The following is a 26,979-nucleotide window of genomic DNA, read 5'->3' as shown; positions in this document are numbered from 1 at the left end:
GTGTCGCGACGGCCCGTGCGATCCGTGCTACAGGCTCCCGCCCGCCGGTCCGCGCAGGATCGGCCCGGGACGATGGACGAGCGGACGGTTTTTGGGGCGGCACGCGTTGAAGAAGGCCTTCGTCAAATCCTACGGTTGCCAGATGAACGCCTACGACGCGGCCCGCATGGCCGACGTGCTGGGCGCTGAAGGATATGCGTCGACCGATTCGGTGGAGGAGGCCGACGTCGTCGTCCTCAACACCTGCCACATCCGCGAGAAGGCTGCCGAGAAGGTCTATTCCGAACTCGGCCGCCTGCGCGTCCTGAAGGGCGAGCGGCAGGCCCGCGGCCTCGATACCCGCATCGTCGTCGCCGGCTGCGTCGCCCAGGCCGAGGGCGCCGAGATCCAGACGCGCCAGCCTGCGGTGGACGTGGTGGTCGGCCCGCAGAGCTACCATCGCCTGCCGGACCTCCTGGCCCGCTCCCGCGAGCGCCGGGTGGTCGACACCGAATTCCCGGTCGAGCACAAGTTCGCGCACTTGCCCCGGCGCCGCAGCTCCGCGCCGACGGCCTTCCTCACCGTGCAGGAAGGCTGCGACAAGTTCTGCGCCTTCTGCGTGGTGCCCTACACCCGCGGCGCCGAGGTCTCGCGTCCCGTCGCTGCGGTGCTGGCCGAAGCGGAGACTTTGGCGCAGGGGGGCGCCCGCGAGGTCACGCTGATCGGCCAGAACGTCAACGGCTATCACGGTCTGGGCCCGGACGGTGCCCCGGTCGGGCTCGCCGACCTCATCCGGGCCGTCGCAAAGATCCCCGGCCTCGCCCGGGTCCGCTACACGACGAGCCACCCGAACGATTTCGACGACGCGCTCGTGCGGGCCCATGGCGAGGTGCCGGCGCTGATGCCGTACCTGCACCTCCCGGTTCAGTCGGGCTCGGACCGGATCCTTGCGGCCATGAACCGCAAGCACACCGGCGACCAGTACCGGCGCCTGATCGGCCGGGTGCGCGCCGCCCGGCCGGACGTCGCCTTGTCTTCCGATTTCATCGTCGGCTTCCCGGGCGAGACTGACGCCGACTTCGCCGACACCCTGCGGTTGGTGCGCGAGATCGGGTTCGAGAGCGCGTTCTCGTTCAAGTACAGCCCCCGCCCCGGCACGCCGGCCGCCGAGCGCGACGATGGGGTGCCCGAACCCGTGATGGCGGCGCGGCTCGCCGAGCTTCAGGTGCTCCTCGACGAGCAGCGCTACGCCTACCAACGGGCGGCGGTCGGACAGGTGTTCGACGTCCTGGTCGAGAAGGCCGGCCGCCTTCCGGGACAGCTCGCGGGCAAGACGCCGCACCTGCTGGCTGTGCAGTTCGACGCACCGCTCCACCATATCGGGTCGATCGTCCCGGTCCGGATCGTCCGGGCCGGGACGAACAGCCTGTTCGGGCAACTGGCTTCCGAGGCTGTGGCGGCGTGAGGATCGAAGCGATGGGGATGGCGGTGAGGATCACAGGTTGAGCGCGTCGGACGGGTCTGGCGTGCGCGGCCCCCTGCGGGGTCGCGGGCCGGCGGCGCGGCCGGCCGAATCGGAGGAAGCGGTGGAGGTGCCGCTGACCTTCGACGACAACCGCCTCGCGAGCCTCGTCTTCGGTCAATACGATCAGAACGTCGCCCATATCGAGCGCCGGCTTGACGTCACCGCCACGGCGCTCGGCAACCACCTCGTCATCAAGGGGTCGCCCGACGCCGCCGAGAAGGCCCGGCGGGTGTTCCTCAAGCTCTACGCCCGGGTGCGGACCGGCGGCAGCACCCTGACGCTGGGCGATGTCGACGGTGCGATCCGCGAGGCCACCGCGCAGGCGAGCCTGTTCCCCGCCGAGGCGATCGCCGCCGAGGCCGACACGCCGCATTTCGAGCAGATCGCCACCCGCCGCCGCGGCGCGGTACGGGCGCGCAACCAGGCGCAGGACCAGTACATCAAGCTGCTGCGGACCAACGAGCTGGTCTTCGCGGAAGGTCCGGCCGGAACCGGCAAGACTTGGCTCGCCGTCGGCCACGCCGTGTCGCTGCTCGAGCAGGGCCATGCCGAGCGGCTGATCCTGTCGCGCCCGGCGGTCGAGGCCGGCGAGCGCCTGGGCTTCCTGCCCGGCGACATGCGCGACAAGGTCGATCCGTACCTGCGCCCGATCTACGACGCCCTCTACGACTTCATGGAGGCGCGCCACGTGGACCGCGGCCTCCAGACCGGCATCATCGAGATCGCACCGCTGGCCTTCATGCGCGGGCGGACGCTCACCAACGCCGTGGTGCTCCTCGACGAGGCGCAGAACACCACCTCCATGCAGATGAAGATGTTCCTGACCCGCCTCGGCGAGGGCTCGCGCATGATCATCACCGGCGACCCCAGCCAGGTCGACCTGCCGCCGGGCCAGAAGTCCGGGCTCGTGGAGGCGGTGAACGTGCTCGACGGCGTGGAGGGCATCGGCCGGGTGACCTTCAAGGACGTGGACGTGGTCCGCCACGACCTCGTGCGCCGGATCGTCACCGCCTACGAGCGCGCCACCCACGGCGACGGCGATGCCGACCGCAATCCCAACCCCCGGCGCCGGCCCCTGGCGTGAGTACGCCGCACGACATCGACGTCGCGATCGAGGACGATCGCTGGGAAGCCGCGATCCCGGAGCTCGAATCGCTCGTCACCCGCGCCGTCGAGGCGGGGCTGGCGGCTGCGCCCGCGCCGCCGGACGGACCCGTGGAAGTCAGCGTCATGCTGACCGACGACGTCACCGTCCAGGAGCTCAACCGCACCTGGCGCGGAAAGGACAAGCCCACCAACGTGCTGTCCTTCCCGGCGGCTCCGCAGCCCCGGCATGCGGGCGCAGCGCTGCCGCTCGGCGACGTGGTCCTTGCCTACGAGACCCTTGTGCGCGAGAGTGCCGAGCAGTCGAAGCCGCTCCAGAATCACCTCGCGCACCTCCTCGTCCATGGCACCCTGCATTGTCTCGGTCAGGACCACGAGAACGGCGAGGCCGAGGCCGAGGCCATGGAGGCGCTCGAAGTTGCGGCCCTCGCGACGTTGGGCATCCCAGATCCCTATGCCTGAGCGGCCGATTCCCCACCGCCCCCAGATCCGAGAGACATGAGCAACGATCGAAGTCGCGGCGCGGCCCTGGCCGCGCCCAGTTCCACCGAGGGCGAATCCCAGACCCGGGAGCCTTGGTACGACCGCCTGCTTCAGGCGCTCCACCTCAAGCCGCGCGATTCGCTGCGTGAGGGCCTTGAGGAGGCGCTCGCCGAGCCCGATGCCGGCGAGAGCGGTCTCACCCCCCTCGAGCGGGTGATGCTCAAGAACGTGCTCGGCCTGCACAAGGTGCGGGTCGACGACGTGATGGTCCCCCGGGCCGACATCGTCGCGGTCTCGAACGACACCAACATCGGCGATCTGCTCAAGCTGTTCCGCAACGCCGGCCATTCCCGCCTGCCAGTCTACGGCGAGACGCTGGACGACCCCCGCGGCATGGTTCACATCCGCGACCTCGTCGATCACATCGCCGCCAAGGCCGAGCCGACCCGGCGCAGCGTCGCCGCGGCTGCGGCCCGGCCTCCCCTGGCCGCCGAGGGCGAGGTCGTGGCCGATCCGACTGTTGTGGTCCCGCGGCCGGCCCGACGGCCGCCGGTTCGGCTGCCCCGGGCGCTGGATCTCGGCAAGGTCGATCTCAGCACAACGCTGGCTGCCGCCCGCATCCAGCGGCCCGTTCTGTTCGTGCCGCCCTCCATGCCGGCCATCGACCTGCTGGTGCGGATGCAGGCGACACGCACCCACATGGCGCTCGTCATCGACGAGTATGGCGGCACCGACGGGCTGATCTCCATCGAGGATCTGATCGAGGTCGTGGTCGGCGATATCGAGGACGAGCACGACGTCGCCGAAGCCAAGCAGGTCCAGCGGGTCGACGGCGAGGACGACGTGTTCGTGGCCGACGCCCGCACGCCGCTGGCCGAGGTCTCCGAGGCCACCGGGGTCGACCTCGTCGCAGCGGTCGGAGACATGGCCGAGGAGATCGACACCCTGGGCGGCATGATCGTCACCCTGGCCGGCCGGGTCCCGTCCCGTGGCGAGCTGATCGTCGGTCCGGGCGACCTCGAGTTCGAGGTGCTCGACGCCGACCCCCGCCGCCTGAAGCGCCTGCGCTTCCACAAGGGTCCGGCGCGGATCAGCACCGTGGTGCCGCTCGCCCTGCCGCCACCGACCCCGACGCCGGCTCCCGAGACGCCGCATCCATGAGGATCTTCGCGTGACGGGTGCTGCGTGGCGGTCCTGACCGCGCGGCATGCCCGGGACTCGGCCGCTCCGAGGGGTCCCATGGGCCGTCCGTCCCCGGGCTTCCTGCTGGCGATCACCCGGCTGACCGGTTGGCGGCGGCTCGGACTGGCCTGGCTCGCCGGTGCGCTCGGCGCCCTGGCGATGCCGCCCTATGGGTTTCTGCCAGCCCTGGCCGTGTCCCTCTCGGTGGCGGTCTGGCTCATCGACGGTGCGGGCGCGGAGCGGACCGCGCTGCGGCGCGTCTGGCCCTGCTTCCTGATCGGCTGGGCCTGGGGCTTCGGCTACCTCACCGCCGGACTGTGGTGGCTCGGCCAGGCCTTCCTGGTGGAAGCCGACGAGTTCCTGTGGGCGATGCCGCTCGGCGTCATCGGCCTACCCTTCGCTCTGGGCCTGTTCTACGGCGCCGGGTTCGGCACAGCCGGCCTGCTCTGGGCTCGCGGCCCGGCCCGGATCGCCGCCCTGGCGTTCGGGGTCGGCGCGGCCGAGTGGCTGCGCGGCCACCTGTTCACGGGTTTCCCCTGGAACACCCTTGGGATGGCGCTCGCCCAGAACGTCTGGACGCTGCAATGGGGCGCCGCGATCGGCCTCTATGGCCTGACCATCCTGGCGGTCCTGATCTGCGCCGCGCCCGCGACCCTAGCCACGGGCTCGCACCCGCGCAGCCGGTTCGGCCCGAGCGCGGCCGCCGCGATCGTCCTCGTCGGGATGGCGCTCTACGGGGCCGTGCAACTCGGGCCGCCCGACCTGGTGGTGGCGGGCGTCCGCCTGCGCCTCGTCCAGCCGAACCTGCCTCAGGATGCCAAGTTCCGGCCCGAGAACCGTGCCGACATCGTCGACCGCTACATCGAGCTGAGCCAGCGGCCGACCGAGGCGGGCGAGCCCGAGCCGACCCATATCGTCTGGCCGGAATCGGCCTTCCCGTTCCTGATTCAGCGCGATCCCGACGCCCTGGCCAAGGTCGCGGCCGGCCTCAAACCTGGGCAGCACCTGATCACCGGGGCGGCCCGCGCGGAGGAACCGCTACCCGGCGAACGCCTGCGCTACTTCAACGCCGTGATGGTGATCGGGCCGGACGGCAAGATGTCCGACAGCTACGACAAGGTCCATCTCGTCCCGTTCGGCGAGTACCTGCCGGCGCCCCTCGATGCGGCGCTCCGGGCGTTGGGACTGCGCCAGTTCGTGGCGATTCCCGGGGGCTTCTCCGCCGGCACCCTCGCGGCCCAGCGGATCCTGACGGTGCCGGGCCTGCCCCCGGTGGCGGCGACGATCTGCTACGAGGCGATCTTCCCGCACGCGATCCTGCCGGCGACGGCCGCCTCGGTACCGCGTCCGCCCGGGCTGATCCTGAACGTCACGAACGATGCTTGGTTCGGCGATACGCCCGGGCCCCGCCAGCATCTGGCCCAGGCTCGGCTGCGTGCCGTGGAGGAAGGACTGCCGCTGGTGCGCGATGCCAACACCGGAATCTCCGCTGTGATCGACCCGCACGGCCGCGTCGTCGCGCAGACGACACTCGACACGGAAACCTGGCTCGATGCCGATCTGCCCGCCCGCATCGTGGGCGGTACCCTGTATGGCCGGTTCGGGGACGCCGCCTTCGCGTTGATGCTCGCCGCCTGCCTGAGTGGCGCCCTCACCGCCCGGCTGCGGGCATGAGCCCCGAGCGCACGGCTCCGGGCCGGATCCTCCTCGGCCTCGCGCTGATGCTGGTTGCGTTCAACCTGCGCCCGGCGCTCAGCACGATCGGGCCGCTGCTGGCGACGATCCGGGAGAGCACCGGGCTCAGCGCCGGCGGCGCGGCAATCCTCACCACCCTGCCGGTCCTGTGCCTCGGCATCGCCTGCGCGCTGGCGGCGCCGCTGATCCGCCGGATCGGGCCCGACCTCGCCGTGTTGGTAGGCGCCACGATCCTGGCCGCGGGCCTGACGCTTCGGGGCCTCGGCGGCCTCGTGCCGTTGTTCGCCGGGACGGCGCTCGCCGCCATCGGGATCGGCCTCGACAACGTGCTGCTGCCGGCCCTGGTCAAGCGCGACTTCTCCGGCAGCGGCGGGCTGATGACCGGCCTCTACACCATGACCCTGTGCCTCGGCGCTGCGGCCGGCGCGGGCGCGGCGGTCCCCGTGGAGCACGCCCTCGGCGGCGGCTGGCCCTCGGCGCTCGCGGTCTGGGCGCTGCCGGCCCTGGTGGCGGCCTTCCTGTGGATTCCCTTCGCCCGCCGCACGGCCTCGACCCGGGCGCCCTCTGCCGGGCGGCTTCTGCGCGACCCGCTGGCCTGGTGGGTCACGGGCTTCATGGGCCTGCAATCCTCCCTGGCCTACACGCTGTTCGGCTGGCTGCCGCTGCTGCTCCAGGCGCGCGGCCTCTCAGCCCTGGATGCCGGCCTCTACGCTTCGCTGATGACCTTGGTTCAGGCGCCCGGTGCGCTGATCACCGCCATGCTGGCAGCCCGCGCGCGGGACCAGCGCGCCTGGATCGTCGCGATCCCGGGGCTCACCGCGGCGGCGTTCCTGGTGCTGGCCTTCGGACCCGAGACCCTGCGGATCCCGGCGGCCTGCGCCCTCGGCTTCGGCATCGGCGGCTGCTTCGGCCTGGGGCTGATCCTGATCGTCCTGCGCTCCGCCGATGCCGCCAGCGCGGCCGGCCTCTCCGCCATGGCGCAGGGCATCGGCTATACCGGCGCCTGCCTCGGGCCCCTAGCCTTCGGGCTCGCCCACGAGGCGACCGGCGGTTGGGGTCTCGCCGGAGGGCTGTTCGTCACGATCGCGGTCGCCGCGATTCTGGTCGGCCAGGCCGCCGGCCGCGATCGCAAGGTCAGCGCCGCCGCGCCGGAGGCCGCACGCACGCCACTCCAACCGGTGACCGTGCTCAACAGCTCGGATCCCGCGCGCAGCGCCTGAGCGCATCCGCCGGAACCTCCTTGACGGACGGGTCCGTCGCCGCTCGATTACGCAGAGTATTGCGACTCGGGCGCCCGTCCTTTCGGCCGGCGTCACGCGCTGGGTGGACGGCATGCCAGGTATCGAACGCTCCGGGATTCGGCTGGCTGCTGCCGCCATGACGGTGCTCGCCGTGTTGGCGACAGCTGCGGAGGCGCGCGGGTTCGGTGGCGGCTACCGGGGTGGCGCGATCGGGCCGCGGACCGGAGCCTGGGGGCAACCACTCGGACCGGTGCGGGCGGGCCCCGGATTCGGCGGCCGCGGCCCCGGCTCGGCTTTCCGGCATCCCGGATTTCGCCGGCACTGGCGCGGCGGCTACGGGGGCGCTTACGGTTACGGACTCGGCGGCCTGGGGCTGGGCCTGGGCCTCGGCTTCGGGCTCGGCGGCCTGTGGGGCGGCTACGGCGACCCGCTCTTCGACGGCGGCTATGTCGACACGCCTCCGATCTATGCGCCCCCGGCCTACGCGGCTCCAGTCGACGTGACGCCCGCCGATGTCCCGCCCGTCGTCGAGGCGGGCGACCCGGCCGACCTCTCCGCGGCCGTCGCGGCCTGTGCCCGCCGCTTCACGACCTACGATCCGATCACGCAGACCTATATCGGCAAGGGCTACGTCCGGCGCGCCTGCCCTTGAGCGCGGATCGCGCTTTGGGTCGAGGCCAAGAGAAAGGCCCCGCGGGTTCTCGCCCGCGGGGCCTTCATTCGCTCAGGGTCGGCTCGATGCGACCTGCAAAACTACTCGGCGGCGACCCGGTGGGCCTGCGAGCCGTCCGTGTAGGTCTCGGACTGCAGGCGCTTGCCCGGGGCGGCGCGGCCGGGCAGCGGCGGCAGGGCCTTGGCCTTCTCCAGATCGATGCCCGCACCCTCGGCGACGCGGCGGCCGTAATCTTCGTCGGCGTGCCAGAAGTGCCAGACCATCCGCAACTGGATGGCTTCCGGGCACTGCTTCATGTCGCCCACGAGATTGGCGATCAGGTCCTCACGCTCCCAGTCCTGGAACGAGCGGTACCGGACTCCGGCCTGGGTGTAGTCGTCCTCGGTGCGCGAGGTCTGATAGCGGCCGAGCTTGCCGTCCACCGGCTGGTGATAGTCCTTGGCCGGCTTCGGGGCCTCGCGAAGGCCCTCGGCGAGCGTCGAGGGCTCGTAGTTGATGTGCTTGTTCGGTCCGGTCCCATCGACCCCATAGGTCATCTGGCCGTCCCGCTGGTTCGAGTAGACCTTCACGCCCGGCTGCGGCGCGTTGATCGGCAGCTGGAGGTAGTTGGCGCCGACGCGGTAGCGCTGCGTGTCCGAGTAGGACAGCGTCCGGCCCTGCAGCATCTTGTCGTCCGAGAAGTCGATGCCGTCGACCAGGACGCCGGTGCCGAACGCCGACTGCTCGACCTCGGCGAAGAAGTTGTCCGGCACCCGATCCAGCACCATGCAGCCGACCGGCAGCAGCGGGAACTGGTCCACCGGCCACAGCTTCGTGTCGTCCAGCGGATCGAACGACAGGTGGTCGTTCGGGCCGTCCGGCATGATCTGCACGCAAAACTCCCACTCCGGGAAGTTGCCAGCCTTGATGTTGTCGTAGAGGTCGCGGGTCGCGTGGCCGACGTCCTTGCCCTGGATCTCCGCGGCCTGCGCGGAGGTCAGGTTGCGCACGCCCTGCTTCGGCTCCCAATGGAACTTGCAGAGCACGGCCTCACCCTGGTCGTTGACCAGCTTGTAGGTGTTGACGCCGGAGCCCTCCATCTCGCGATAGTTAGCCGGGATGCCCCAGGGCGACTTGAGGTGCGTCACCATGTGGATCGCTTCGGGGTGCTGGGCCACGAAGTCGAAGAAGCGCCACGCTTCCTGACGGTTGGTCACCGGGTCCGGCTTGAAGGCGTGGATCATGTCGGGGAACTTGATCGCGTCCCGGATGAAGAACACCTTCAGGTTGTTGCCGACCAGGTCCCAATTGCCGTCGACGGTCTTGAACTTCACCGCGAAACCGCGCGGGTCGCGCTCGGTCTCCGGGCTCTCCTTGGCGCCGGCCACCGTCGAGAAGCGCACGAACATCGGCGTCTTCACGCCGGTCTCGTTCAGCACGCGGGCGCGGGTGTACTTGGAGGCCGGCTCGTTGCCGATCTTGCCGTAGGCCTCGAAGTAGCCGTGGGCGCCGGCGCCGCGGGCATGGACCACGCGCTCCGGGATCCGCTCACGGTCGAAATGCGTGATCTTCTCGATGAACTGGTAGTTCTCGAGCGTCGCCGGGCCGCGCTCGCCGACCGTCCGGGTGCTCTGGTTGTCGCGGACCGGATGGCCCTGGCGTGTAGTCAGGATCGGGCGTTGATCGCTCATGCGTCTCATCTCTCCGTGATGCCTGTCATCGGCATATGGGGCCGCCGCAGCAGACTGGAACCGTTCCGACGAGGTTATGGACCTCCGATGTGGCGTTGGCTAATGCATCGTCCCAAACGCCGTGATAGACGCCGCCTATGAACCTGTCGGGCCTGTCGCTGCGCGATCTGGAATATGTGGTGGCCATCGCCGACGAGGGCCATTTCGGCCGGGCGGCCGAGCGCTGCAACGTCAGCCAGCCGACCTTGAGCGTCCAGGTCCGCAAGCTCGAGGCCTCCCTGGGCGTGACCCTGTTCGAGCGCTCGAACCGCCGTGTCCTCCTCACGGAGGCCGGACAGGGGATTGTCCGGCAATCGCGCGTCGTCCTGGCCGAGGCCCAGAGGCTCCTGGCGCTGGCGACCGAGGGGCGCGGCTCGCCGCTCACCGGGCGGCTGGTGCTGGCGGCGATCCAGACGCTGGGACCCTACTTCTTCCCGCTCGTGCTGCGGCCGCTGCGCCAGCAATACCCGCTGCTGACACTGTCGCTGTCGGAATCCCGCACCGCCGAGATCGTCGAGGGCCTGCGCGACGGGCGCATCGACGCCGCCCTGGTCTCCCTGCCTCTGCCTCCGGTCGGGCTGGCGGTGGCGCCGCTCTTCGTCGAGCCGTTCTGGCTGGCCTGCCCGGCCGAGCATGCGCTGGCCCGCGGCGGCGCCCTGTCGGCCACGGAGATCGCCGGGCCGGACCTGCTGCTGCTCGACGAGGGCAACTGCCTACGCGACCAGGCGATCGCGGCCTGCGGCGCCGGTTCCTCCATGGGGCGCCACGCCACCAGCCTGGAGACCCTCCGCTCGATGGTGGCGGCGGGGACCGGGTACACCCTGCTGCCGGCGCTCGCCGTGCCCGCCGGCCCCGATCCGACCGGCTTGACCGTCACGCGCGCCTTCGACGTCGACGGGCCCGGCCGCACCATCGCGTTGGCCTGGCGGGCGAGCGATCCCCGCGCGCCTGGGCTGGCAAACCTGGCGGCGTTCTTCCGCGCGCACGCACCGGCCGGCACGGCTGCGTGCCGGGATGGGGCGGCATAGGTTTCGAGGATCTGGGTTCTGAGGCACGGCCGTTCGTTGACCCGCCCCGTCATCCCGGGGCGCCGTAGGCGAGCCCGGGATCCAGATCCGCCGACGGCGCATGGTCTTGTCGCAACTCAGTTTTTCGATGCCACACTCCCGAAATGCCGGGGTGATTCATATCGCAGAGGGCTGCTCCGCCGGACCGTATCGCCAGCGCGCGGAGGAACGTCCAATCCGCACCGGCTCCACACACGATCCGCAATGTGATGTGTGAAGACCCGCCGGATCGGACAGAATGCTTCGGCCGGCGCGAGACGGCGACCCCCTGGAGCACGTGCATGCGGCGCAGACTGATCGCGACCCTCTTCGCCCTCCTCGCCCCCGCGGCGGCCCGCGCCGAGCCGCACGACAGCTTCGCCCGCATCGACGCCATCGACCGCGCCTCCCTGGTAATGACCGTAGAGGCCGGCATCGTGCCGCGCGATCTCGGCGCGCGGATCGCCCGCGCGCTCGATCAGGTCGCGGCGGATGCCGCCAGGCCGGGGGCCGAGCGGCCCGACGACTACCTGCGGATCGAGCCGCTGATCACCGCCATCGCCGGACCGGACGCCACCCGGATGCATTCCGGCCGCAGCCGTCAGGACATCATTCCGACCGTGCTGAAGCTCGACCAACGCGACCGGCTGCTCGACCTCGCCGAGGCCCTGGACAAGACTCGCGCCGCCCTCCTGGATGTCGCCGGGCGGGAAGCCGATACGATCGTCCCGGCCTACACCAACGGCGTGCAGGCCCAGCCGACGACGCTGGGTCATTACCTGCTCGGCTATGCGGGAGCGCTGGCCCGCGACGGGGATCGCCTGCGCGAGACCTGGGCGCGCGTGAACCTCTCGCCATTGGGGGCCGCGGCGCTCGGCACGTCGAGTTTCCCGGTCGATCGCGTCCGCCTCGCCGGGCTGCTGGGCTTCGATGCGGCGGTGGAGAACAGCTACGATGCCGGACAGCTGGCGCCCATGGATCTCGGCCTGGAGCTGACCGGCCTGTCGGCCAACCTCGCCACCACGGCCGGCAGCTTCGCGCAGGACCTCTACGCCCAGTACCACCAAACCCGGCCGTGGATCCTGCTGCGTGAGGGCGCGCTGACGGGGCCGAGCAGCATCATGCCGCAGAAGCGCAACCCAGTGGCGCTGTACAGCCTGCGCATGAAGGCGAGCGACGTGGTCGGCGCCGCGCAGGCCTTCGTCATCATGGCCCACAACGTCGATTCCGGCATGCCGGACTACAAGCGCAACCAAGCCGAGCCCCCGGGCCGGACCGTCTCCGAGGCGGCCGAGACCTGCCGGCGCTGGACCCGGGTCCTCGATGGGCTGGTGATCGACCGGGAACGGGCCGCCGACGAGGTCGCAGCCGATTATTCCACCACCACGGAGCTTGCCGACACGCTCCAGCGCGAGGCCGACGTGCCGTTCCGGCTCGGGCACCATTTTGCCTCCGAACTGGTGAGCTATGGCCGCAGCCACGACCTGCGCCCAGCCGACCTGCCGTTCACCGAGGTGAAGCGGATCTACGCGGAGGCCGCGGCCGGCTCGGGCCTCAAGCCCGACCTGCCCCTGGACGAGGCCCGGTTCCGGGCCGCCCTGTCGGCCCGAGGCATGATCGACGCCGCGAAGGGGCTCGGCGGACCGCAAGCCCCGGAGGTTCGACGCATGCTGGCGGCCGCCCGGACGCGGCTCGATGCCGACCGGACCTGGCTGGCGGATCGGCGCACCGCGCTCAAGGAGGCGCGCACCCGGCTCGACGCGGCCTTCGCGGATCTCAGCCGGGGGCCGTAGGATCGGCCCCGACGATCGCCGGTCCGGGCCGCCCATCCCGAGGAGCCCGCCGCGCGATCCCCGACGATTCCGGGGGCCTCCGCTTCGCTCCGGTGCCTCAGGATGTGGGCGGGGGCGGAAGAGGCCCCGGGGCGAGCCTGCGCCCGCGAGATGCCTCCGCTTCAGAAAAACGCGTCACCACGATCCCTGTGAAGACCGTAGCTCGCCAGCCCCGACATCGGCATTGCAAAAATCTTTGCCGTGACAGGGCCCATATTGCAGTGTAGCGGGCCTCCGCCCGGCAATCCGTACGGGTGAACCCGCCCCCGGTCGCCTTGCCCTCCTCCCGCAGCCTCGGCCTCTGGGCCGCCCTCGCCGTCGCGTCGGCGGCCGTCTCGCTCGGCCTGCTGCACGCGGGGTTCCCCGCCGCGCTCCTGCTCGGGCCGATGATCGCGGCGATCGCCTTCGGGGTCGGTGGCTCCCGCCTGCACGTGCCGCGCTTCGCCTTCAACGCCGCGCAGGCGATGATCGGCTGTCTGGTGGCCCACGCCGTGACCGGGCAGATCGCCCAGACCTTGTTCGAGGACGGGCCGCTGATCGTCGCCGTGGTGCTGGTGACGGTGGCGGCGAGCGGCCTCGTCGGCTGGATCCTCACGCGGTTGCGGGTGCTGCCCGGGACCACGGCGGCCTGGGGTTCCTCCCCCGGCGGCGCCTCCGCCATGGTGGCGATGGCCGAGGATTTCGGCGCCGATCCGCGGCTCGTGGCCTTCATGCAGTATGTACGGGTCGCCGCCGTGGTGTTCTCGGCCTCGCTGGCCGCCCGGTTCCTGATGGAGGCGCCGGTCCCGGGCGCCGCCGCCGGGGCGGCCGAGGTGACCGGAGCGCTCTCGCTGCTGGCGACGCTGGCGGTCGCGGTGGTCGGGGCCGGCGTCGCCCTGTCCCTCCGGGTCCCGGCCGGCGCGCAGATCGGCCCGATGGTGCTCGGCAGTCTGCTCCATGCCAGCGGCCTGGTGCGGATGTCCCTGCCGGCACCGATCCTCGAACTCGCCTATGCCTGCATCGGCATCTATGTCGGCCTGCGCTTCACCCGCGAAACCCTGCGGCTGACCTTTTCCGCCCTGCCCGGCATCCTGGCCGCGACCTTCTCGGTGATCGCCCTGTGCGGCGCCTGGGGCTGGGGCCTGACCTTCCTGTTGCCGATCGACCTGCTCACCGCCGTGTTGGCCACCAGTCCGGGCGGGCTCGATTCCGTGGCGATCATCGCGGTCGGCTCGAAGGCGGACGTGTCCTTCGTGCTGGCCGTGCAGACGCTGCGCCTGTTCGTGGTGCTGCTGACCGGGCCGCTTCTGGCCAAGTGGATCAGCCGGTCGGTGCCGGAGGGCGCCGCCCGATGAACGCCCTCGTCCTCGCCTTCCTCAATTCCTGGCGCGGCCTGCGCCACGGCGCCCGCACCGAGCGGGCGGTGCGGCAGGAGCTGGTGCTGCTGGCGCTCGGCGTGCCGGTGGCCCTGCTGCTGGGCGCGACCCTCTGGGTCCGGGTCGCCCTGATGGTGAGCCTGCTGCTGATGCTGGCCGCCGAGTTCCTCAACACCGCCGTGGAGAAGCTCTGCGACCACGTCCACCCCGGCCACCACCCGATGATCGGCACCGTGAAGGATCTGGCCTCGGCCGGGACCTTCATGGCCCAGATGGCGGCGCTGCTGGTGTGGGTGGCGGCGCTCGTGGAGCGGGTGGGGTGACCTGACCGGGATGTCCCGCGCGCAGCTGCTGCGTGCGAACTGGTAAGACCGTCAGATCTTTGACCGGCTGGGTGTTGGTGGTGTCTGGTTCCGCCACCTTCGGCCGCGACCAAGCCGAGCGGTCTTACGCTGGGCTGACGGCGCTGTTCGCCAAGAACCCCGCTGCTGGCCTTCTTCCGGGATGACCTCGTGCCTCCGGTGCGGCTGTATCCGTACCGCGCGCATGTCGTCGGGTATGTCGAGCACGCGGCCGGCATCTTGATCGTCCGCGTCCTGCACGGCTGCCAGGACTGGGCCCGGCCTCTGACCTGAGCGAGCCTCCGCTCGCATCTCGCCGCGCGAGGGTCTATCTCGGCCCATCCGCGCCGCGCGCCGAAGTCCCAAAAACATGACCGACTACATCCGCAAGATCCTGACCGCCCGCGTCTACGACGTGGCGATCGAGAGCCCGCTCGATCCGATGCCCCGGATGACGAAGCGGCTCGGCCGGCCCGTGCTGCTCAAGCGCGAGGACCTGCAGCCCGTCTTCTCGTTCAAGCTGCGCGGCGCCTACAACAAGATGTCGGGCCTGAGCCCGGACCAGATCGCCCGGGGCGTGGTCTGCGCCTCCGCGGGCAACCATGCGCAGGGCGTGGCGCTGGCGTCGGCCAAGCTCGGGGCCCGGGCGGTGATCGTGATGCCGCGCACCACCCCGTCGATCAAGGTCGATGCCTGCCGGGCCCGCGGCGCCGAGGTGGTGCTGCACGGTGACGCGTTCGACGAGGCCCTGGCCCACGCCAAGATCCTGGAGGCCGAGCAGGGGCTGACCTTCCTGCACCCGTTCGACGATCCCGAGGTCATCGCCGGCCAGGGGACCATCGGCAAGGAGATCCTGGAGCAGCATACCGGGCCGATCGAGGCGATCTTCGTGCCGGTGGGCGGCGGCGGGCTGGCCGCCGGGATCGCGACCTTCGTGAAGTACCTGCGGCCCGGCACCAAGGTGATCGGCGTCGAGCCTGAGGATGCCGCCTGCATGGCGGCTGCGCTCGCCGCCGGCACCCGGGTCAGCCTGCCCTCGGTCGGGCTGTTCGCCGACGGCGTCGCCGTGCGCCAAGCCGGCGAGGAGACCTTCCGGCTCTGCCGGGAGCATCTCGACGAAGTCATCACGGTGGACACCGACGCCATGTGCGCGGCGGTGAAGGACATCTTCGACGACACCCGGGCGGTGTCGGAGCCGTCCGGGGCGCTGAGCCTCGCCGGGGCCAAGCTCTACGCCGAGCGCGAGGGCGGCGACGGCACCCTGATCGCGATCTCTTCGGGGGCGAACCTCAACTTCGACCGCCTGCGCCATATCGCCGAGCGGGCGGAGATCGGCGAGCAGCGCGAGGTCCTGCTCGGCGTCTCCATCCCGGAGCAGCCCGGCGCCTACCGGGCGTTCATCAGGGCGCTCGGGCCGCGGGCGATCACCGAGTTCAACTACCGCCACGCCCCGGGCTCCGAGGCGCAGATCTTCGTGGGCATCAACATCGCCGGTGGCAAGCGCGAGAAGCAGGGGCTGATCGGCGACCTGCGCGAGGCCGGATACCGGGTCCTCGACATGAGCGACAACGAGATGGCCAAAGTCCACGTCCGCTACATGGTCGGCGGCCGGGCCGTCGGGGTCGCGCATGAGCGGCTGTTCCGCTTCCAGTTCCCGGAGCGGCCGGGCGCGCTGATGAAGTTCCTGGACGCGCTGGGGCCCGGCTTCGACATCACCCTGTTCCACTACCGCAACCACGGCGCCGATTACGGCCGGGTCCTCGCCGGCATCGCGGTGCCGCCGGCCGAGCGCACACGGTTCGATGCTGCAATCGAGGCGTTGGGCTACCCGGCCACCGACGAGACCGAGAATCCGGCCTATCGCCTCTTCCTGGACGGCGAGGCGGCCTGAGACGTCAGCTGTCGACGGTATCGACCGAGACCACCTCGGCGGTCTCGCGCAGCTTGGCGGCGATCGCTTCGAAGCTCGTGCGCGACAGCCGGACGAAGGTGACGGTGACCTCGTCGAGGTCCGGGTCTGAAGCCGGCCGGGTGCTGAACTGGCGCACCCGCGAGGCGCGCTCGCCGGTCACCGCATGGAGGGTGTCGATCGACATCCCGCCCTTGCGGACGGTCATGCGCAGGGTCTGGGACCGCATCCGCTCGCGCCAGCGTTCCTCGAACGGCTTGATCCCCGCCAGGATGCCGACCACCAGGACCGTCGTCGCCAAAGCCGGCACATAAAGCCCGCTGCCGATCGCGAGCCCGATCGCCGCCACGCCCCACAGGCTTGCCGCCGTGGTGAGCCCCTTCACGACCTCGCCGCGCAGCAGGATCGTGCCCGCGCCGAGGAACCCGATTCCCGAGACGACCTGCGCGGCGATGCGCGAGGGATCGAGCACGACGTTCTTGGTGCCGAGCACGTCGCTGAAGCCGAAGGCCGAGACGATCATGATCAGGCAGGAGCCGACGCAGACGAGCATGTGCGTCCGCAGGCCCGCCGCCCAGAGCAGCCGCTCGCGCTCCAGCCCGATGACGCTGCCGGCCAGCGCCGCCAAGGCGAGCCGCATCACCATCTCCGCGTTGCTGATCAGGATCGCCTCCATCGCTGCGCGTCAGACGGATCGTTTCTGGCGGGACCGGGAAGGCGGATCAAGGCAGATCCGGGATTCGATCGCCGTTCCGCTCGGCGTGCCTCACGGGGCCACAGGCGAACCCGGAATGCCGAGGCGGTCCGTCCCGAAGACAGCGAGGCTGCCGACCGCAAGACCGTTCAGGCGGCGACGCGCGTTCAGGCCGCCCCCAGCGCCGCCTTCTCCACCTCGTAGGCCGCCCGCACGGCGGCCGGACCGTAGGCCCGCTCGAGCCGCCGGACCGTGAAATGCGCCCGGGCGGTCGATTGGAAATGGCTCATGAAGGCGGTGTTCACCGCAGCCCCCCCGAAGGCGCCCAGCACGGGGACGGCCTGCGCGGCGACCTTCTGCGAGACCACGAGGCCGAACCGGGCCGCGATCTGCGCCGTGAACCGGATCAGGGCCGGAGCCGACTGGTCGAGCAGGGTCTTGCTGCCGGCGTAGCGTGCGGCCTCCGCCAGGGTCTTGGCCAGGGCCGCCCGGACCGCGAAATAGCCGCTCTCGGTCAATGCCGAGCCGGCCTCCGTCTCGGCCGCGGTGCGTCCGCCCAGGGCGAAGACCTGGACGCAGGCCAAGGCACCCTCTGGCGTTTCCAGGTCCTCGCCTTCGTCACGGGCGATTTCGGCGATCGAGCGGAGCATCAGCGTGGTCGAAACCGGCAGCTCGACGGCCAGCGTCGCCAGCCCGAACGCGCCGCCCAGCGCCCCGGACAGCGCCGCGAACGCCTTGTGCTTGGTGTCGCCCGAGCCGAGCAGACGGGTCAGCCGGCTGTCCGCCTTGGCGGCGACTGCCTCGATCTCGGTACCCGCGGTGGGAACGACGTCCCTGCGCGGCAGCGTTGCCAGGGCGACCCGCAGCGCGCCGCGCATCGCAGCCTCGGTGGAGCGGCCGACGGCCTCCGTCACCGGGGCGGGCAGCGAGCGGCCGATGATGTCGAGCGGGGCGCCGGCCGCCGAGGACAGGCGGGCGGCCAGGCTCGGCCGCTCCAGTACCGCCACGGCCCGGCGCAGGGCGGCGAGGTCCGCCTCGCTCAAGGCGATTTCGGGGATCGGCGCCGGCATCGTCGCGTCGGCGCGAGTGAGATCGCTCGTGCTCATCCGTGAATTCCTGGATCTGATCGCATCACGCGGTGCCGGAAGCCCGCGCCGTGGAAGGAAGCTCGGGCGCCGGGATGCGGTTCCCCGCCTCGTCCGCCGCCCGTGCCGCAGCCTCGTCCTGACGCTGCCCGCGCCGCCCGACCGCGAGGCAGAGGATCAGCACCGGGATCCCGACCAGGGAGGTCATCACGAAGAAGGCCGGATAGCCGATCGCCGCCACGACGAAGCCGGACGACCCCGCGACCAGCTTGCCCGGCAAGGCGTAGAGCGAGGAGAACAGTGCGTACTGCGTCGCCGCGTAGGCCGGGCTGGTGAGGCTCGACATGTAGGCGATCAGCACGATGCCGGCGAAGGAGCCGCAGAAGTTCTCGATCGAGATCGCCACCGTCAGGCGCCAGATCTCGGGAGCGCCGGCCGACAGCCAGGCGAAGGACAGGTGCGAGGAGGCGGCCAGGAAGGCGCCGAGCAGCAACGTCGGGAACAGGCCGAGCCGCGCCAGGGCCCAGCCGCCCGCGAAGCCCCCCGCGATGCCGACCCAGATGCCGTACAGCTTGGTGACGGTTGCGATCTCTTTGAGGTCGAAGCCCAGCGTCCGATAGAGCGGGCTCGCCATCACGCCCGAGAGAAAATCCGGCAGACGGTAGAGCGCCACCAGCAGCAGGATGCCCCAGAGCGCGCCGCCGAAGCGGCCGTGCAGCTCGGTCAGCGGCTCCAGCACGGCCCGGCGCATGGACCAGAACCGGGAATGCCCGGCCGCGTCGGCCTGCACCCGCGCGGGTGCGTCGAAGGCCGGCGCCAGCAGCGCGGCGATCATCCCGACCAGCATCAGGGCCGCCATGATCAGGTAGGCCAGCGTCCAGCCCCCGGACGAGGCGATGAACAGGGCCCCGGCGCCGGCCGCGATCAGCCCGAGCCGGTAGCCGAGGTTCGAGGTCGCCGCCAGGATGCCCTGGAAGTCGCTGCCGGCGGCGTCGATGCGCCAGCCGTCCACGACCACATCCTGGCTCGCCGCGCAGAAGGCCACCAGGAAGGCCCCGAAGCCGAGCAGCGCCAGGTTGGTCTTCGGGTCCGAGAAGGCCATCAGGATCAGGCACAGGGCGACGGCGGCCTGCGTGGTCACCATCCAGGCCCGCCGCCGGCCGAGCAGCCTGCTCAGCACCGGCACGTTCAGCCGGTCGATCGCCGGGGCCCACAGGAACTTCAGCGAGTACGGCAGCGCGACGTAGCTGAACAGGCCGATCGCCCGCACGTCGATATCCGAGAAGGCGAGCCGGAGCGTGAAGGTCCCGAGCACCAGCAGGAGCGGCAGCCCGGAGGAGAATCCGAGCGCCAGCATCAGCAGGATTCGGCGATCCTCGACGATATCGCGCAGGTGAAAGCGGCGCGCAGCCTGTGGCGGGTTGGCCATGGCATGGAACTCCTGAGCCTTAATGGCCTTGATCCCGCGAAATCGTGGCAGCCTTGCGCCGTTCGGGTCTTGGCTGAATCGGGGGGCCGTGCGCCTAAATCATGGTCGATGCCTGCTTAACGTGGTCTCCACGTCCTGCATGCGCGGGGCGTGATCGGCGTTGCCGTATCCTAAAGCCGGGTCGATCGAGTGTGGAATGATGCGTTGAGTGCCCGCCCCGAGCCCAGTCCGCCAAACGCGATGCTGGTCGATGCCTTTGCCCGTTCGCCGTCCCCGATGGTGATCACCGACGCGCGTGCGCCCGACAACCCGATCTCCTGGGTCAACGACGCGTTCCTGGCATTGAGCGGCTTCGCCGTCCATGAACTGGTCGGACGCAACTGCCGCATGCTCCAGGGGCCTGGAACCGACAAGGCCGAGGTGGCCCGGATCCGGGCCGCCGTCCAAGCCGGTGATTCGATCAGCTCCGAGCTGCTGAACTATCGCAAGGACGGCTCGCCCTACTGGAGCGCCATGACGATCACACCGGTCCACGACGCGGCCGGCCTCGCGTATTTCTACGCGGCGCAATCCGACATGACCCACACCCGCGAACGCGAGTTCACCATGCGGGTGAACAACGACGAGTTGGAGCGCCTGGTCGCGGCCCGCACCCATGACCTCAGTGCGGCTCTGGAGCAGAAGACCGCTCTGCTTCACGAGGTCGACCACCGGGTGAAGAACAATCTTCAGGTCATCTCCTCGCTGATGCTGCTGAAGGCCCGGCGCACGCCGGAGGGCGAGGCCCGGGACGCGCTTCAGGGCATGGCCGAGCGGATCGGAGCGCTCTCGACCGCGCACCGGATGCTCTACTCCGAGGGCGACTGCACCCACTTCAACCTCGGCGATTTCGCGGCCGAGTTCCTGTCCGACGTGAATGCCGGCCTCGATCACGAGACGCGACGGGTCGAGGCCGAGGTCGAGCCGATCTCGGTGGCGGCCGCCATGGCGGCACCGCTCGCCCTGCTCATCCACGAGCTGACCGCGAACGCCCTGCGTCACGCCTTCCCGGATGCGCGCGAGGGCCGCGTCTCGATCACTGCCCGCCGCACCGAGTCCGGGATGCGCCTGACGATCCGCGACGACGGCGTCGGCATCGCGGCGGCGGCCCCGAACCCCGCCGGTTTCGGTCGTAATCTCGTGGAGATGGTGGTGCGCCAGCTGCGAGGCACCATCGCCTGGGTCGATGCCGGACCCGGCACCCATGTCCAGATCGATATCCCGCTCCTGGCGCCGGCTTGAGTCTTCGGCCCAATGGCCTCAAGCTCAGTGCCCCTGAACACCATCCCGAAGGCCGGATGCTGGCTCTCGGACCGCGTCGATGCTCGATGAAGAACCTGGAGCCTCCCCGGATCCGCAATCCGCTGGTGGGCCCTGCAACGGGATGGGGAGAGCGCATGAGGGGCGGGAATGCCGGCACGGACGCTGCGCTCCGCATCCTCGTGGTCGAGGATGAGGTGCTGATCGCCCTCGAACTCGAATGCCTGCTCGACGATCTCGGGCACGTCACGGTCGGCATCGCGGGGAGTTCGACCGAGGCGATCGCGCTGGGGCGCTCCGCCACTCCGGACGTCGCCTTCGTGGACATCCACCTGGTCGACGGCCCCACCGGCGTCGAGGTCGCCCGGGCGCTCTCGGCGGATCCGCGGATCACCGTGGTGTTCATGACCGCCAACGCGAAGCGCATCCCGGACGACTTCGCGGGTGCCATCGGGGTGATCGCCAAGCCCTATAGCGAGCGCGTTGTCGCCAGCATCCTGGACTGGGTCGGCGACCGCCGGGCCGGCCGTGCGCCGGAGCATGGCGCGCCGGATGGCTTTCATTTTGCTCCGGCGCCGTGAATCTGCAGACCCAACGCTCCTATGAAATCCCCTTATGTCGAGGCGACGGCGCGAGGCTGCTGCGCAGCACCCCTGGATGAGGGGGTGCGGGAACCAAGATCAATCCGCGATCACCGCTTTTCCGCCCGCTCGCGTTTGAGCCGATAGAGCGCGTCCAGCGCCTCCCGGGGCGTCAGCGCGTCCGGATCGATGGTGTCGAGCAGCGTGCCGATCGGATCCTCGGCCGGCGGCTCAGGCGGCGGTGGCGGGGCGAGCGCCGCGAACAGGGGCAGGTCGTCGATCCTGGCCCGGGCCGGACGCCCGCGCTCGGCCTTCTCCAGGCTCTTTAGGATCGCCCCGGCCCGGGTGACCACGCTGGCCGGCAGCCCGGCCAGACGCGCCACCTGGAGGCCGTAACTGCGCTCGGCGATGCCCGGCACCACCTCGTGCAGGAAGACCACGCCGTCGCGGTGCTCGGCCACCTTCAGGGTCGCGTTGTCGAGCCGCGCCAGCCGGTCGCCGAGCGCCGTCAACTCGTGGAAGTGCGTGGCGAACAACGCCCGGCAGGCATTGGCCTCGTGGAGGTGCTCGAGGCACGCCCAGGCGATCGACAGCCCGTCGAAGGTCGCGGTGCCGCGCCCGATCTCGTCCAGGATCACCAGGGAGCGCCGGCTCGCCTGATTGAGGATCGCGGCGGTCTCGACCATCTCGACCATGAAGGTCGATTGCCCGCGCGCCAGGTCGTCGGCGGCGCCCACTCTGGAGAACAGGCGGTCGACCCGCCCGATCTGCGCCGACGCCGCCGGAACGAACGCGCCCATCTGGGCCAGCACGGCGATCAGGGCGTTCTGGCGTAGAAAGGTCGACTTCCCGCCCATGTTCGGGCCGGTGATCAGTCGGATCCGGCCGCGCGTCTCGCCCGACAGGTCGCAATCGTTGGCGATGAACGGCTCGCCCGCCCGGCGCAACGCGGCCTCAACCACCGGGTGACGACCGCCGATGATCGCGAAGGCCAGAGAATCGTCCACCTCGGGCCGCCGCCAGTCCAACTCGACCGCGAGTTCGGCGTTGCTGGCCGCGACGTCGAGCGACGCCAGGGCTTCGGCGACCCGCGCAGTCTGCGAAGACTGTTCGACGATACGGCCGGCCAATTCTTCGAAGATCGCGGATTCGAGCGCCAGCGCGCGGTCCGAAGCGCCGGAGATCCTTCGCTCCAGGTCGCCCAATTCGACGCTCGTGAAGCGCATCGCATCGACCATGGTCTGGCGATGCACGAAGTCCCGCTGAAGGCCCTTGAGGCAGGCCTCACCCACCGATTGCGGAACCTCGATGAAATATCCGAGCAGGTTGTTGTGCTTGATCCGCAGCGTCCGGCAGCCGGTCTCCTCGGCGTAGCGGGCCTGGAGTGCCGCGACGACCTTGCGCGAATCCTGGCCGAGCAGCCGGGCCTCGTCCACCGCCGCGGAAAACCCCGCTTTGACGAAGCCGCCGTCCCGCCGGGACAGGGGCAGCTCGTCGGCCAACGCGGCCTGCAGCGACGTCGCCAGGGCCGGATCGGCCGCCCCCAGGGCCTCGGCGACCTCCGCAAGCTCCGGTGTGCCTACGCCGGCCTGCGTCAGGACCGCCCCGAGGCCGGCGGCGGCCGACAGCCCGTCCCGGATCGCGGCCAGGTCCCGGGGGCCGCTGCGCCCCAACCCGACCCGGGAGAGCGCCCGCGCCAGATCGGGGGCCCGGGCCAGCGTCTCGCGGATCGCTTTCCGGAGGCCGTGGTCCTCGACGAGATACGCGACGGTCTCGTGCCGGCGGGCGATCCGCTCCAGGTCGGTGAGCGGCCCCGCCAGGCGCTCGGCCAGCAGGCGGGCGCCGTTGGCGGTGACGGTCCGGTCGATCGTGTCCAGCAGGCTGCCGGTGCGCTCGCCCGAGAGCGTGCGGGTCAGCTCCAGGTTGGCGCGGGTGGCGGCATCGATGGCGAGCGTCGACCCCGCCGCCTCGCGGCTCGGCACCGAGAGGGGCGCCCGGGCGGCGAGCTGCGTGCGGGCGATGTAGAGGAGCCCGGTCCCGGCGGCCTGGATCTCGGCCCGGGTGAAATTGCCGAAGCCGTCGAGGGTCGAGACACCGTATTGCTCGCGCACCCGCCGCTCGGCCGCGGCGGGCTCCAGTTCGGCTTGGGCCAGGGGGACGATCGCGGCCCGGCTCTCCTGCCAGATCCGCGCCAGGGCCGGATCGGTGTGGATCGCCTCCGACAGGACGATTTCCCGGGGATCGTGCCGGGCGATGGCGCCGGCGAGATCGCCGCCCGAGACCTCGCTCAGGGAGAAGCGGCCGGTGGAGATGTCGATGGCGGCGAGGCCGTACGCCGTGGCCCCCTCCCCGGTCTTGCGTCGGCCGATCGCCAGCAGGAGGTTGGCGCTGGCCGGATCGAGGAGGCGATCCTCCGTGATCGTGCCCGGCGTGACGAGGCGGACCACCTCGCGTCGCACCACCGATTTCGGGCCGCGCCGCTTGGCTTCGGCGGGATCTTCGGTCTGCTCGCAGACCGCGACCCGGTTGCCCAGCGCGATCAGGCGGCTGAGGTAGTCGTCGGCGCGGTCGACCGGCACGCCGCACATCGGGATTTCGGCGCCACCGTGCCGGCCGCGCTTGGTCAGCACGATCCCGAGAGCCCGCGACGCGATCTCGGCGTCGCCGAAGAACAGCTCGTAGAAATCCCCCATCCGGTAGAACAGAAGGCAGTCGGGGTTGGCCGCCTTGATCTCGATGTACTGCGCCATCATCGGCGTTGCGCCGGCCGGATCCAGGCTGGCGGCGGGCGGTGTGTCGGCGATGCGGACGGCGGTTCGGGCCATGGCGCCTCTTAGCAGAGTGCGTCTGCCGAATCAGGCCGTCCCGGGCTACGCGCCTGGGGAGAAGCCGTCATCGTCGGTGGATGCCGTCGCTCCGAAATAGAAAAACCCGGCGCTTGCGGCGCCGGGCTGTCATTCGAATTGGGAGGGACGGCTCAGTAACGCGGGCCGCCGGTGGTGCTGCCCAGGTTCTGCTGGTAGCCCGGCCGCGACGGGTTCTTCGAGTTCGGGTTGCCGTGGTGCATCGTATTCATGCGGCGCATCCGGCGCTGATGGCGCGTGGAATGATGGCGGTGCATCCGGTGATCGTGGCGGTGATGCATCGCGACCTGATCGATCATGTCGTGACCCGTCAGGCCCGATTGCGGCAGCGCCGGGGCCGCCTGAACCGCCGCCGTTCCGGCGACGAGACCGCCCAAGACCAAGCTAGCGGTCAGCAGTGAACGAAAAGACATTTTTAAAATACTCCATCCGACTTCGAGAAGGCGATCCATAATGATCTGCGGCTGGCGAAGTTCCCAAGACTCTGCTGAAAAAGATTCAGTCCAATCGATGGAAAAATCGGATTGTCCCAAGGTCCAGAGCGTGTTTCGTCGATAGACCTACCTTGAGCAAAATCGAGGTCATGATAATACAACTTCTGAGATGAATTAAGCGCTCGACTGCCGAAACCGTGAGACTTTCGTCGGCTCGACACGCACGAGACCGAGCCGGATGCAGGCTTTCCGGGATCGGCACTGAACGCAGACAGCCCGTCGAAGAGATGTGCGGGGTCGGCCCGGGATCGTGATTCAGACCAGAAACGCTTGCAACGCGCTGTTGACGGCCACCGGCTCTTCGTGAGCGAGCCAATGGCTCGCGATTGGGAACCACGCGATCCGCCCGTCCTCGCAGAGATCCAGGCTCGCCTCCGCGAGGCCGGATTGCAGGGCGGTGTCCTGCTTGCCCCAGAGGATCAGGGTCGGCACGCGGACCCGCGGCGGCGCCGTCCGCGGCAACTGCGCCAAGGCACGGTACCAGTTCAGCATGGCGGTCATCGCGCCCGGCTGCAGCCAGGCCTCGACATAGCGGTCGAGGTCCGAAGCCGCGAAGGCCCCGGGCCGGCTCGTGCGGGTCAGCGCCCGCCGCAAGGCCCGGCACCGATCCGCCGTCAGCAGCCGCTCGGGCAGCACGGGGATCTGGAACAGGCCGACATAGGAGCTCCGCAGCCACTGCCCCGGGTGGCGGCGGATGTAGGATCCGACAATGCCCGGATGCGGCGCGTTGAGGATCGCGAGCCGGTCGATGCGGTCGGGATACAGGCTGGCGACCCACCACGCGACCAGCCCACCCCAATCGTGGCCGACGAGGCGGATCGTCCGGAAGCCGCAGGCGTCGGCCAGGGCGATCACGTCACCGGCCAGCCGGTCGAGATGGTAGGCGGCGATGCCGTGCGGCTTGTCGCTGAGGCCGTAACCGCGCTGATCGGGCACGACCAGCCGCAAGCCTGCCTCCGAGAGCGCTCCGATCTGATGGCGCCAGCCGTACCAGGATTCGGGAAAGCCGTGCAGGAGGATGGTCGGCGGACCCGCCTGCGGACCGGCCTCGGCCACGTGCAGGGTCACCTCCGGCAGGACGACCCGGCGCATCGCAACGCCCGCTACATCGTTCATCCGATCCCGTGCTCCGTCAGGCCCGACGGCTCACGTGGGCCGCCGGCCGTGCATCCATCCCGTCAGAAGCCAAGGGCGGAACAGGCGCCCGCCTCGGCCGCGAGTTGGTCCCTGAGCCGATCCGGAGATGTCCGCGTCCAGAGACAGAGCAGGACGAAGGCGGCACCGTGCAGCAGGGCTCCCGAGGCGGGGACATAGGGTGCGCCATCGCCATCCCGTAGGCTTGATGCCCGCGCGCTATCTGTCCGGTTGCGTGGTCCTGAAGAATTCGTAGTCATCGTCTTCGAGCTCAGCGTGTCTTCGTCTCAGGGAAGATCGTTGACCGGGGCATCTGGTTACCCCCTGCTCGTCGCCACGGTGTGCTGGCACACGCGCGACCGCCCTGCGCGATCCGGCGATCGGTCAGCGCATCGGATCGAGCCACTGCGCCAGATGTCCGGCCTCGATGTTCGCGCGGGTGTCCCGGTAACCGAGCTCGGCCGATTCCCGGAAGCTCGACCACGCGCGCAGATCGATGCCGGCGAGCGGCGGTCTGAGCAGGGCCGTGGCGTGGGCCGCGGCCATCATGGTTTGCGCGTCGCTCGACACGGTGGCCGCGCGCAACAAGAGCGGCGCCAGGCCCGGCATCGCGGCCGGCGAGCCGATCAATCTGCGCAGGAGCCGGCCGCGCCAGCCCCGGATGGGCATGTCCTGGAACGCGCGGTCGCTGCCGACATCGACGGCCAGGACCGGACCGCGCTCTAGTTCGGCGGCGACGTCCGCGGGCACGTTGTTCATCATGCCCCCGTCGACCAGCACGCCCGCCTCGCACAGGACTGGGGGCAGCAGTCCCGGGATCGCGATGCTCGCCCGCAAGGCCTTGGGCAGGTCCCCGGCGCGGTGGATCATCGCCCGCCCGGTCGTCAGGTTCGACGACACGCAGAAATACGGCAGCCACAGGTCCTCGATCCGCGCGCCGCCGTAGCGTTCGGCGAGACCTGCGTCGACCTTGGAACCCCGCGTCAGGGCGTGGATGGGCAAAGTGTAATCGTTTATCAGGCTGCGGCCGGCGAACGAGGCCTCGGTCTGCGCCTGGATCTCGGCGAGGCTCCAGCCCATGGCGAGGCTGGCGGCGATGATCGCTCCCATGCTGGTGCCGCCCACGAAGTCCGGCGGACAGCCGGCCTCGTCCAGGGCCTGGAGCACGCCGAGATGGGCAAATGCGCGCGCGCCGCCCCCGCCGAGCACCAGTCCCCCGGGCGCGTATACACATCTCCGCGCCCCCGAGACAAGCGCAGAGCGCGTATGCCGTCTTGTGGTTGAAAAAAAAAAGGGGGGGGGGGGGGGGGGGGGGGGGGGGGGGG

The 26,979-nt window shown here is 70.5% G+C and carries 23 protein-coding genes; 15 read left to right on the top strand and 8 right to left on the bottom strand.

What is annotated here, in order from left to right; translation table 11 throughout:
• The first annotated feature begins 106 nt into the window (after positions 1–106).
• The 7 genes from miaB (at position 107) to FV242_RS04180 (ending at position 7,861) form a co-directional block, all read left to right on the top strand.
• Positions 107–1,444 (top strand): tRNA (N6-isopentenyl adenosine(37)-C2)-methylthiotransferase MiaB, encoded by a 1,338-nt coding sequence (miaB, locus tag FV242_RS04210; protein WP_147938044.1) that lies wholly within the window; start codon positions 107–109, stop codon positions 1,442–1,444.
• 73 nt (positions 1,445–1,517) lie between these two features.
• Positions 1,518–2,588 carry a PhoH family protein gene (locus tag FV242_RS04205; RefSeq protein ID WP_187193698.1) on the top strand — a complete coding sequence of 357 codons (1,071 nt, stop codon included), beginning with the start codon at positions 1,518–1,520 and terminating at the stop codon, positions 2,586–2,588.
• Positions 2,585–3,070, top strand: coding sequence for an rRNA maturation RNase YbeY (gene ybeY, locus FV242_RS04200; protein ID WP_147905689.1), 486 nt, complete (start codon positions 2,585–2,587; stop codon positions 3,068–3,070). The genes FV242_RS04205 and ybeY overlap by 4 nt, the downstream gene beginning before the upstream one ends.
• Before the next feature lie 36 nt (positions 3,071–3,106).
• On the top strand, positions 3,107–4,252 hold the full coding sequence (locus FV242_RS04195) for a hemolysin family protein (protein ID WP_147938043.1): 1,146 nt from the start codon (positions 3,107–3,109) through the stop codon (positions 4,250–4,252).
• Between the two features lie 78 nt (positions 4,253–4,330).
• Positions 4,331–5,947 carry an apolipoprotein N-acyltransferase gene (lnt, locus tag FV242_RS04190; protein ID WP_147938042.1) on the top strand — a complete coding sequence of 539 codons (1,617 nt, stop codon included), beginning with the start codon at positions 4,331–4,333 and terminating at the stop codon, positions 5,945–5,947.
• Positions 5,944–7,188: an MFS transporter gene (locus FV242_RS04185; RefSeq protein ID WP_147938041.1), complete on the top strand. Its 1,245-nt coding sequence runs from the start codon at positions 5,944–5,946 to the stop codon at positions 7,186–7,188. Before lnt ends, FV242_RS04185 begins: the two co-directional genes overlap by 4 nt.
• Positions 7,189–7,300: 112 nt before the next feature.
• Positions 7,301–7,861, top strand: coding sequence for a BA14K family protein (locus FV242_RS04180; protein ID WP_147938040.1), 561 nt, complete (start codon positions 7,301–7,303; stop codon positions 7,859–7,861).
• Positions 7,862–7,962: 101 nt separating this feature from the next.
• On the opposite strand, the gene FV242_RS04175 is transcribed toward FV242_RS04180, so the two are convergent.
• Positions 7,963–9,552, bottom strand: a complete 1,590-nt coding sequence (locus tag FV242_RS04175) for a catalase (RefSeq protein WP_147938039.1) — start codon at positions 9,550–9,552, stop codon at positions 7,963–7,965.
• A gap of 137 nt (positions 9,553–9,689) precedes the next feature.
• On the opposite strand from FV242_RS04175, the gene FV242_RS04170 reads away from it, so the two are divergent.
• The 6 genes from FV242_RS04170 (at position 9,690) to ilvA (ending at position 16,056) form a co-directional block, all read left to right on the top strand.
• On the top strand, positions 9,690–10,619 hold the full coding sequence (locus tag FV242_RS04170; RefSeq protein WP_147905683.1) for a LysR substrate-binding domain-containing protein: 930 nt from the start codon (positions 9,690–9,692) through the stop codon (positions 10,617–10,619).
• A 320-nt stretch (positions 10,620–10,939) separates the two neighbouring features.
• A complete protein-coding gene (locus FV242_RS04165) occupies positions 10,940–12,430 on the top strand; it encodes an argininosuccinate lyase (protein WP_147938038.1) in 1,491 nt (496 codons plus the stop codon).
• A gap of 314 nt (positions 12,431–12,744) precedes the next feature.
• Positions 12,745–13,803: an AbrB family transcriptional regulator gene (locus FV242_RS04160; RefSeq protein ID WP_147938122.1), complete on the top strand. Its 1,059-nt coding sequence runs from the start codon at positions 12,745–12,747 to the stop codon at positions 13,801–13,803.
• A complete protein-coding gene (locus FV242_RS04155) occupies positions 13,800–14,147 on the top strand; it encodes a diacylglycerol kinase (protein WP_147854338.1) in 348 nt (115 codons plus the stop codon). Before FV242_RS04160 ends, FV242_RS04155 begins: the two co-directional genes overlap by 4 nt.
• Positions 14,148–14,336: 189 nt before the next feature.
• On the top strand, positions 14,337–14,459 hold the full coding sequence (locus FV242_RS04150; protein WP_147938037.1) for a type II toxin-antitoxin system RelE/ParE family toxin: 123 nt from the start codon (positions 14,337–14,339) through the stop codon (positions 14,457–14,459).
• Between the two features lie 46 nt (positions 14,460–14,505).
• Positions 14,506–16,056, top strand: a complete 1,551-nt coding sequence (gene ilvA / locus FV242_RS04145) for a threonine ammonia-lyase, biosynthetic (RefSeq protein ID WP_281407037.1) — start codon at positions 14,506–14,508, stop codon at positions 16,054–16,056.
• Between the two features lie 4 nt (positions 16,057–16,060).
• On the opposite strand, the gene FV242_RS04140 is transcribed toward ilvA, so the two are convergent.
• From FV242_RS04140 to FV242_RS04130, 3 genes are all read right to left on the bottom strand, one after another.
• Positions 16,061–16,720, bottom strand: a complete 660-nt coding sequence (locus FV242_RS04140) for an MgtC/SapB family protein (protein ID WP_147938121.1) — start codon at positions 16,718–16,720, stop codon at positions 16,061–16,063.
• Positions 16,721–16,935: 215 nt separating this feature from the next.
• On the bottom strand, positions 16,936–17,874 hold the full coding sequence (locus tag FV242_RS04135; protein WP_147938036.1) for an EcsC family protein: 939 nt from the start codon (positions 17,872–17,874) through the stop codon (positions 16,936–16,938).
• 25 nt (positions 17,875–17,899) lie between these two features.
• On the bottom strand, positions 17,900–19,282 hold the full coding sequence (locus FV242_RS04130; protein WP_147905679.1) for an AmpG family muropeptide MFS transporter: 1,383 nt from the start codon (positions 19,280–19,282) through the stop codon (positions 17,900–17,902).
• Between the two features lie 240 nt (positions 19,283–19,522).
• Here FV242_RS04130 and FV242_RS04125 point away from each other — a divergent pair, with 240 nt between their 5' ends.
• Together FV242_RS04125 and FV242_RS04120 are read left to right on the top strand one after the other, a co-directional pair.
• The gene (locus FV242_RS04125) at positions 19,523–20,563 is read left to right on the top strand and encodes a histidine kinase dimerization/phosphoacceptor domain -containing protein (protein ID WP_147938120.1); all 1,041 of its coding nucleotides are present in this window, start codon (positions 19,523–19,525) and stop codon (positions 20,561–20,563) included.
• A 155-nt stretch (positions 20,564–20,718) separates the two neighbouring features.
• Positions 20,719–21,162 (top strand): response regulator, encoded by a 444-nt coding sequence (locus FV242_RS04120; RefSeq protein WP_147905678.1) that lies wholly within the window; start codon positions 20,719–20,721, stop codon positions 21,160–21,162.
• Positions 21,163–21,272: 110 nt separating this feature from the next.
• Here FV242_RS04120 and mutS read toward each other — a convergent pair whose 3' ends face one another.
• The 4 genes from mutS to FV242_RS04095 all read right to left on the bottom strand — a co-directional run.
• Positions 21,273–23,987, bottom strand: a complete 2,715-nt coding sequence (mutS, locus tag FV242_RS04115) for a DNA mismatch repair protein MutS (protein ID WP_147938035.1) — start codon at positions 23,985–23,987, stop codon at positions 21,273–21,275.
• 152 nt (positions 23,988–24,139) lie between these two features.
• Positions 24,140–24,439, bottom strand: coding sequence for a hypothetical protein (locus FV242_RS04110; protein ID WP_147905813.1), 300 nt, complete (start codon positions 24,437–24,439; stop codon positions 24,140–24,142).
• A gap of 336 nt (positions 24,440–24,775) precedes the next feature.
• Positions 24,776–25,636, bottom strand: a complete 861-nt coding sequence (locus FV242_RS04105; RefSeq protein ID WP_147938034.1) for an alpha/beta fold hydrolase — start codon at positions 25,634–25,636, stop codon at positions 24,776–24,778.
• A gap of 402 nt (positions 25,637–26,038) precedes the next feature.
• Positions 26,039–26,979, bottom strand: a 941-nt coding sequence (locus tag FV242_RS04095) for a patatin-like phospholipase family protein (RefSeq protein ID WP_246692594.1), incomplete at its 5' end; no start/stop codon positions are given.

Origin of the sequence: Methylobacterium sp. WL64 (genome assembly GCF_008039945.1) — a bacterium.
GTDB lineage: Bacteria > Pseudomonadota > Alphaproteobacteria > Rhizobiales > Beijerinckiaceae > Methylobacterium.
This window is presented reverse-complemented; position numbering and strand designations above follow the sequence as displayed.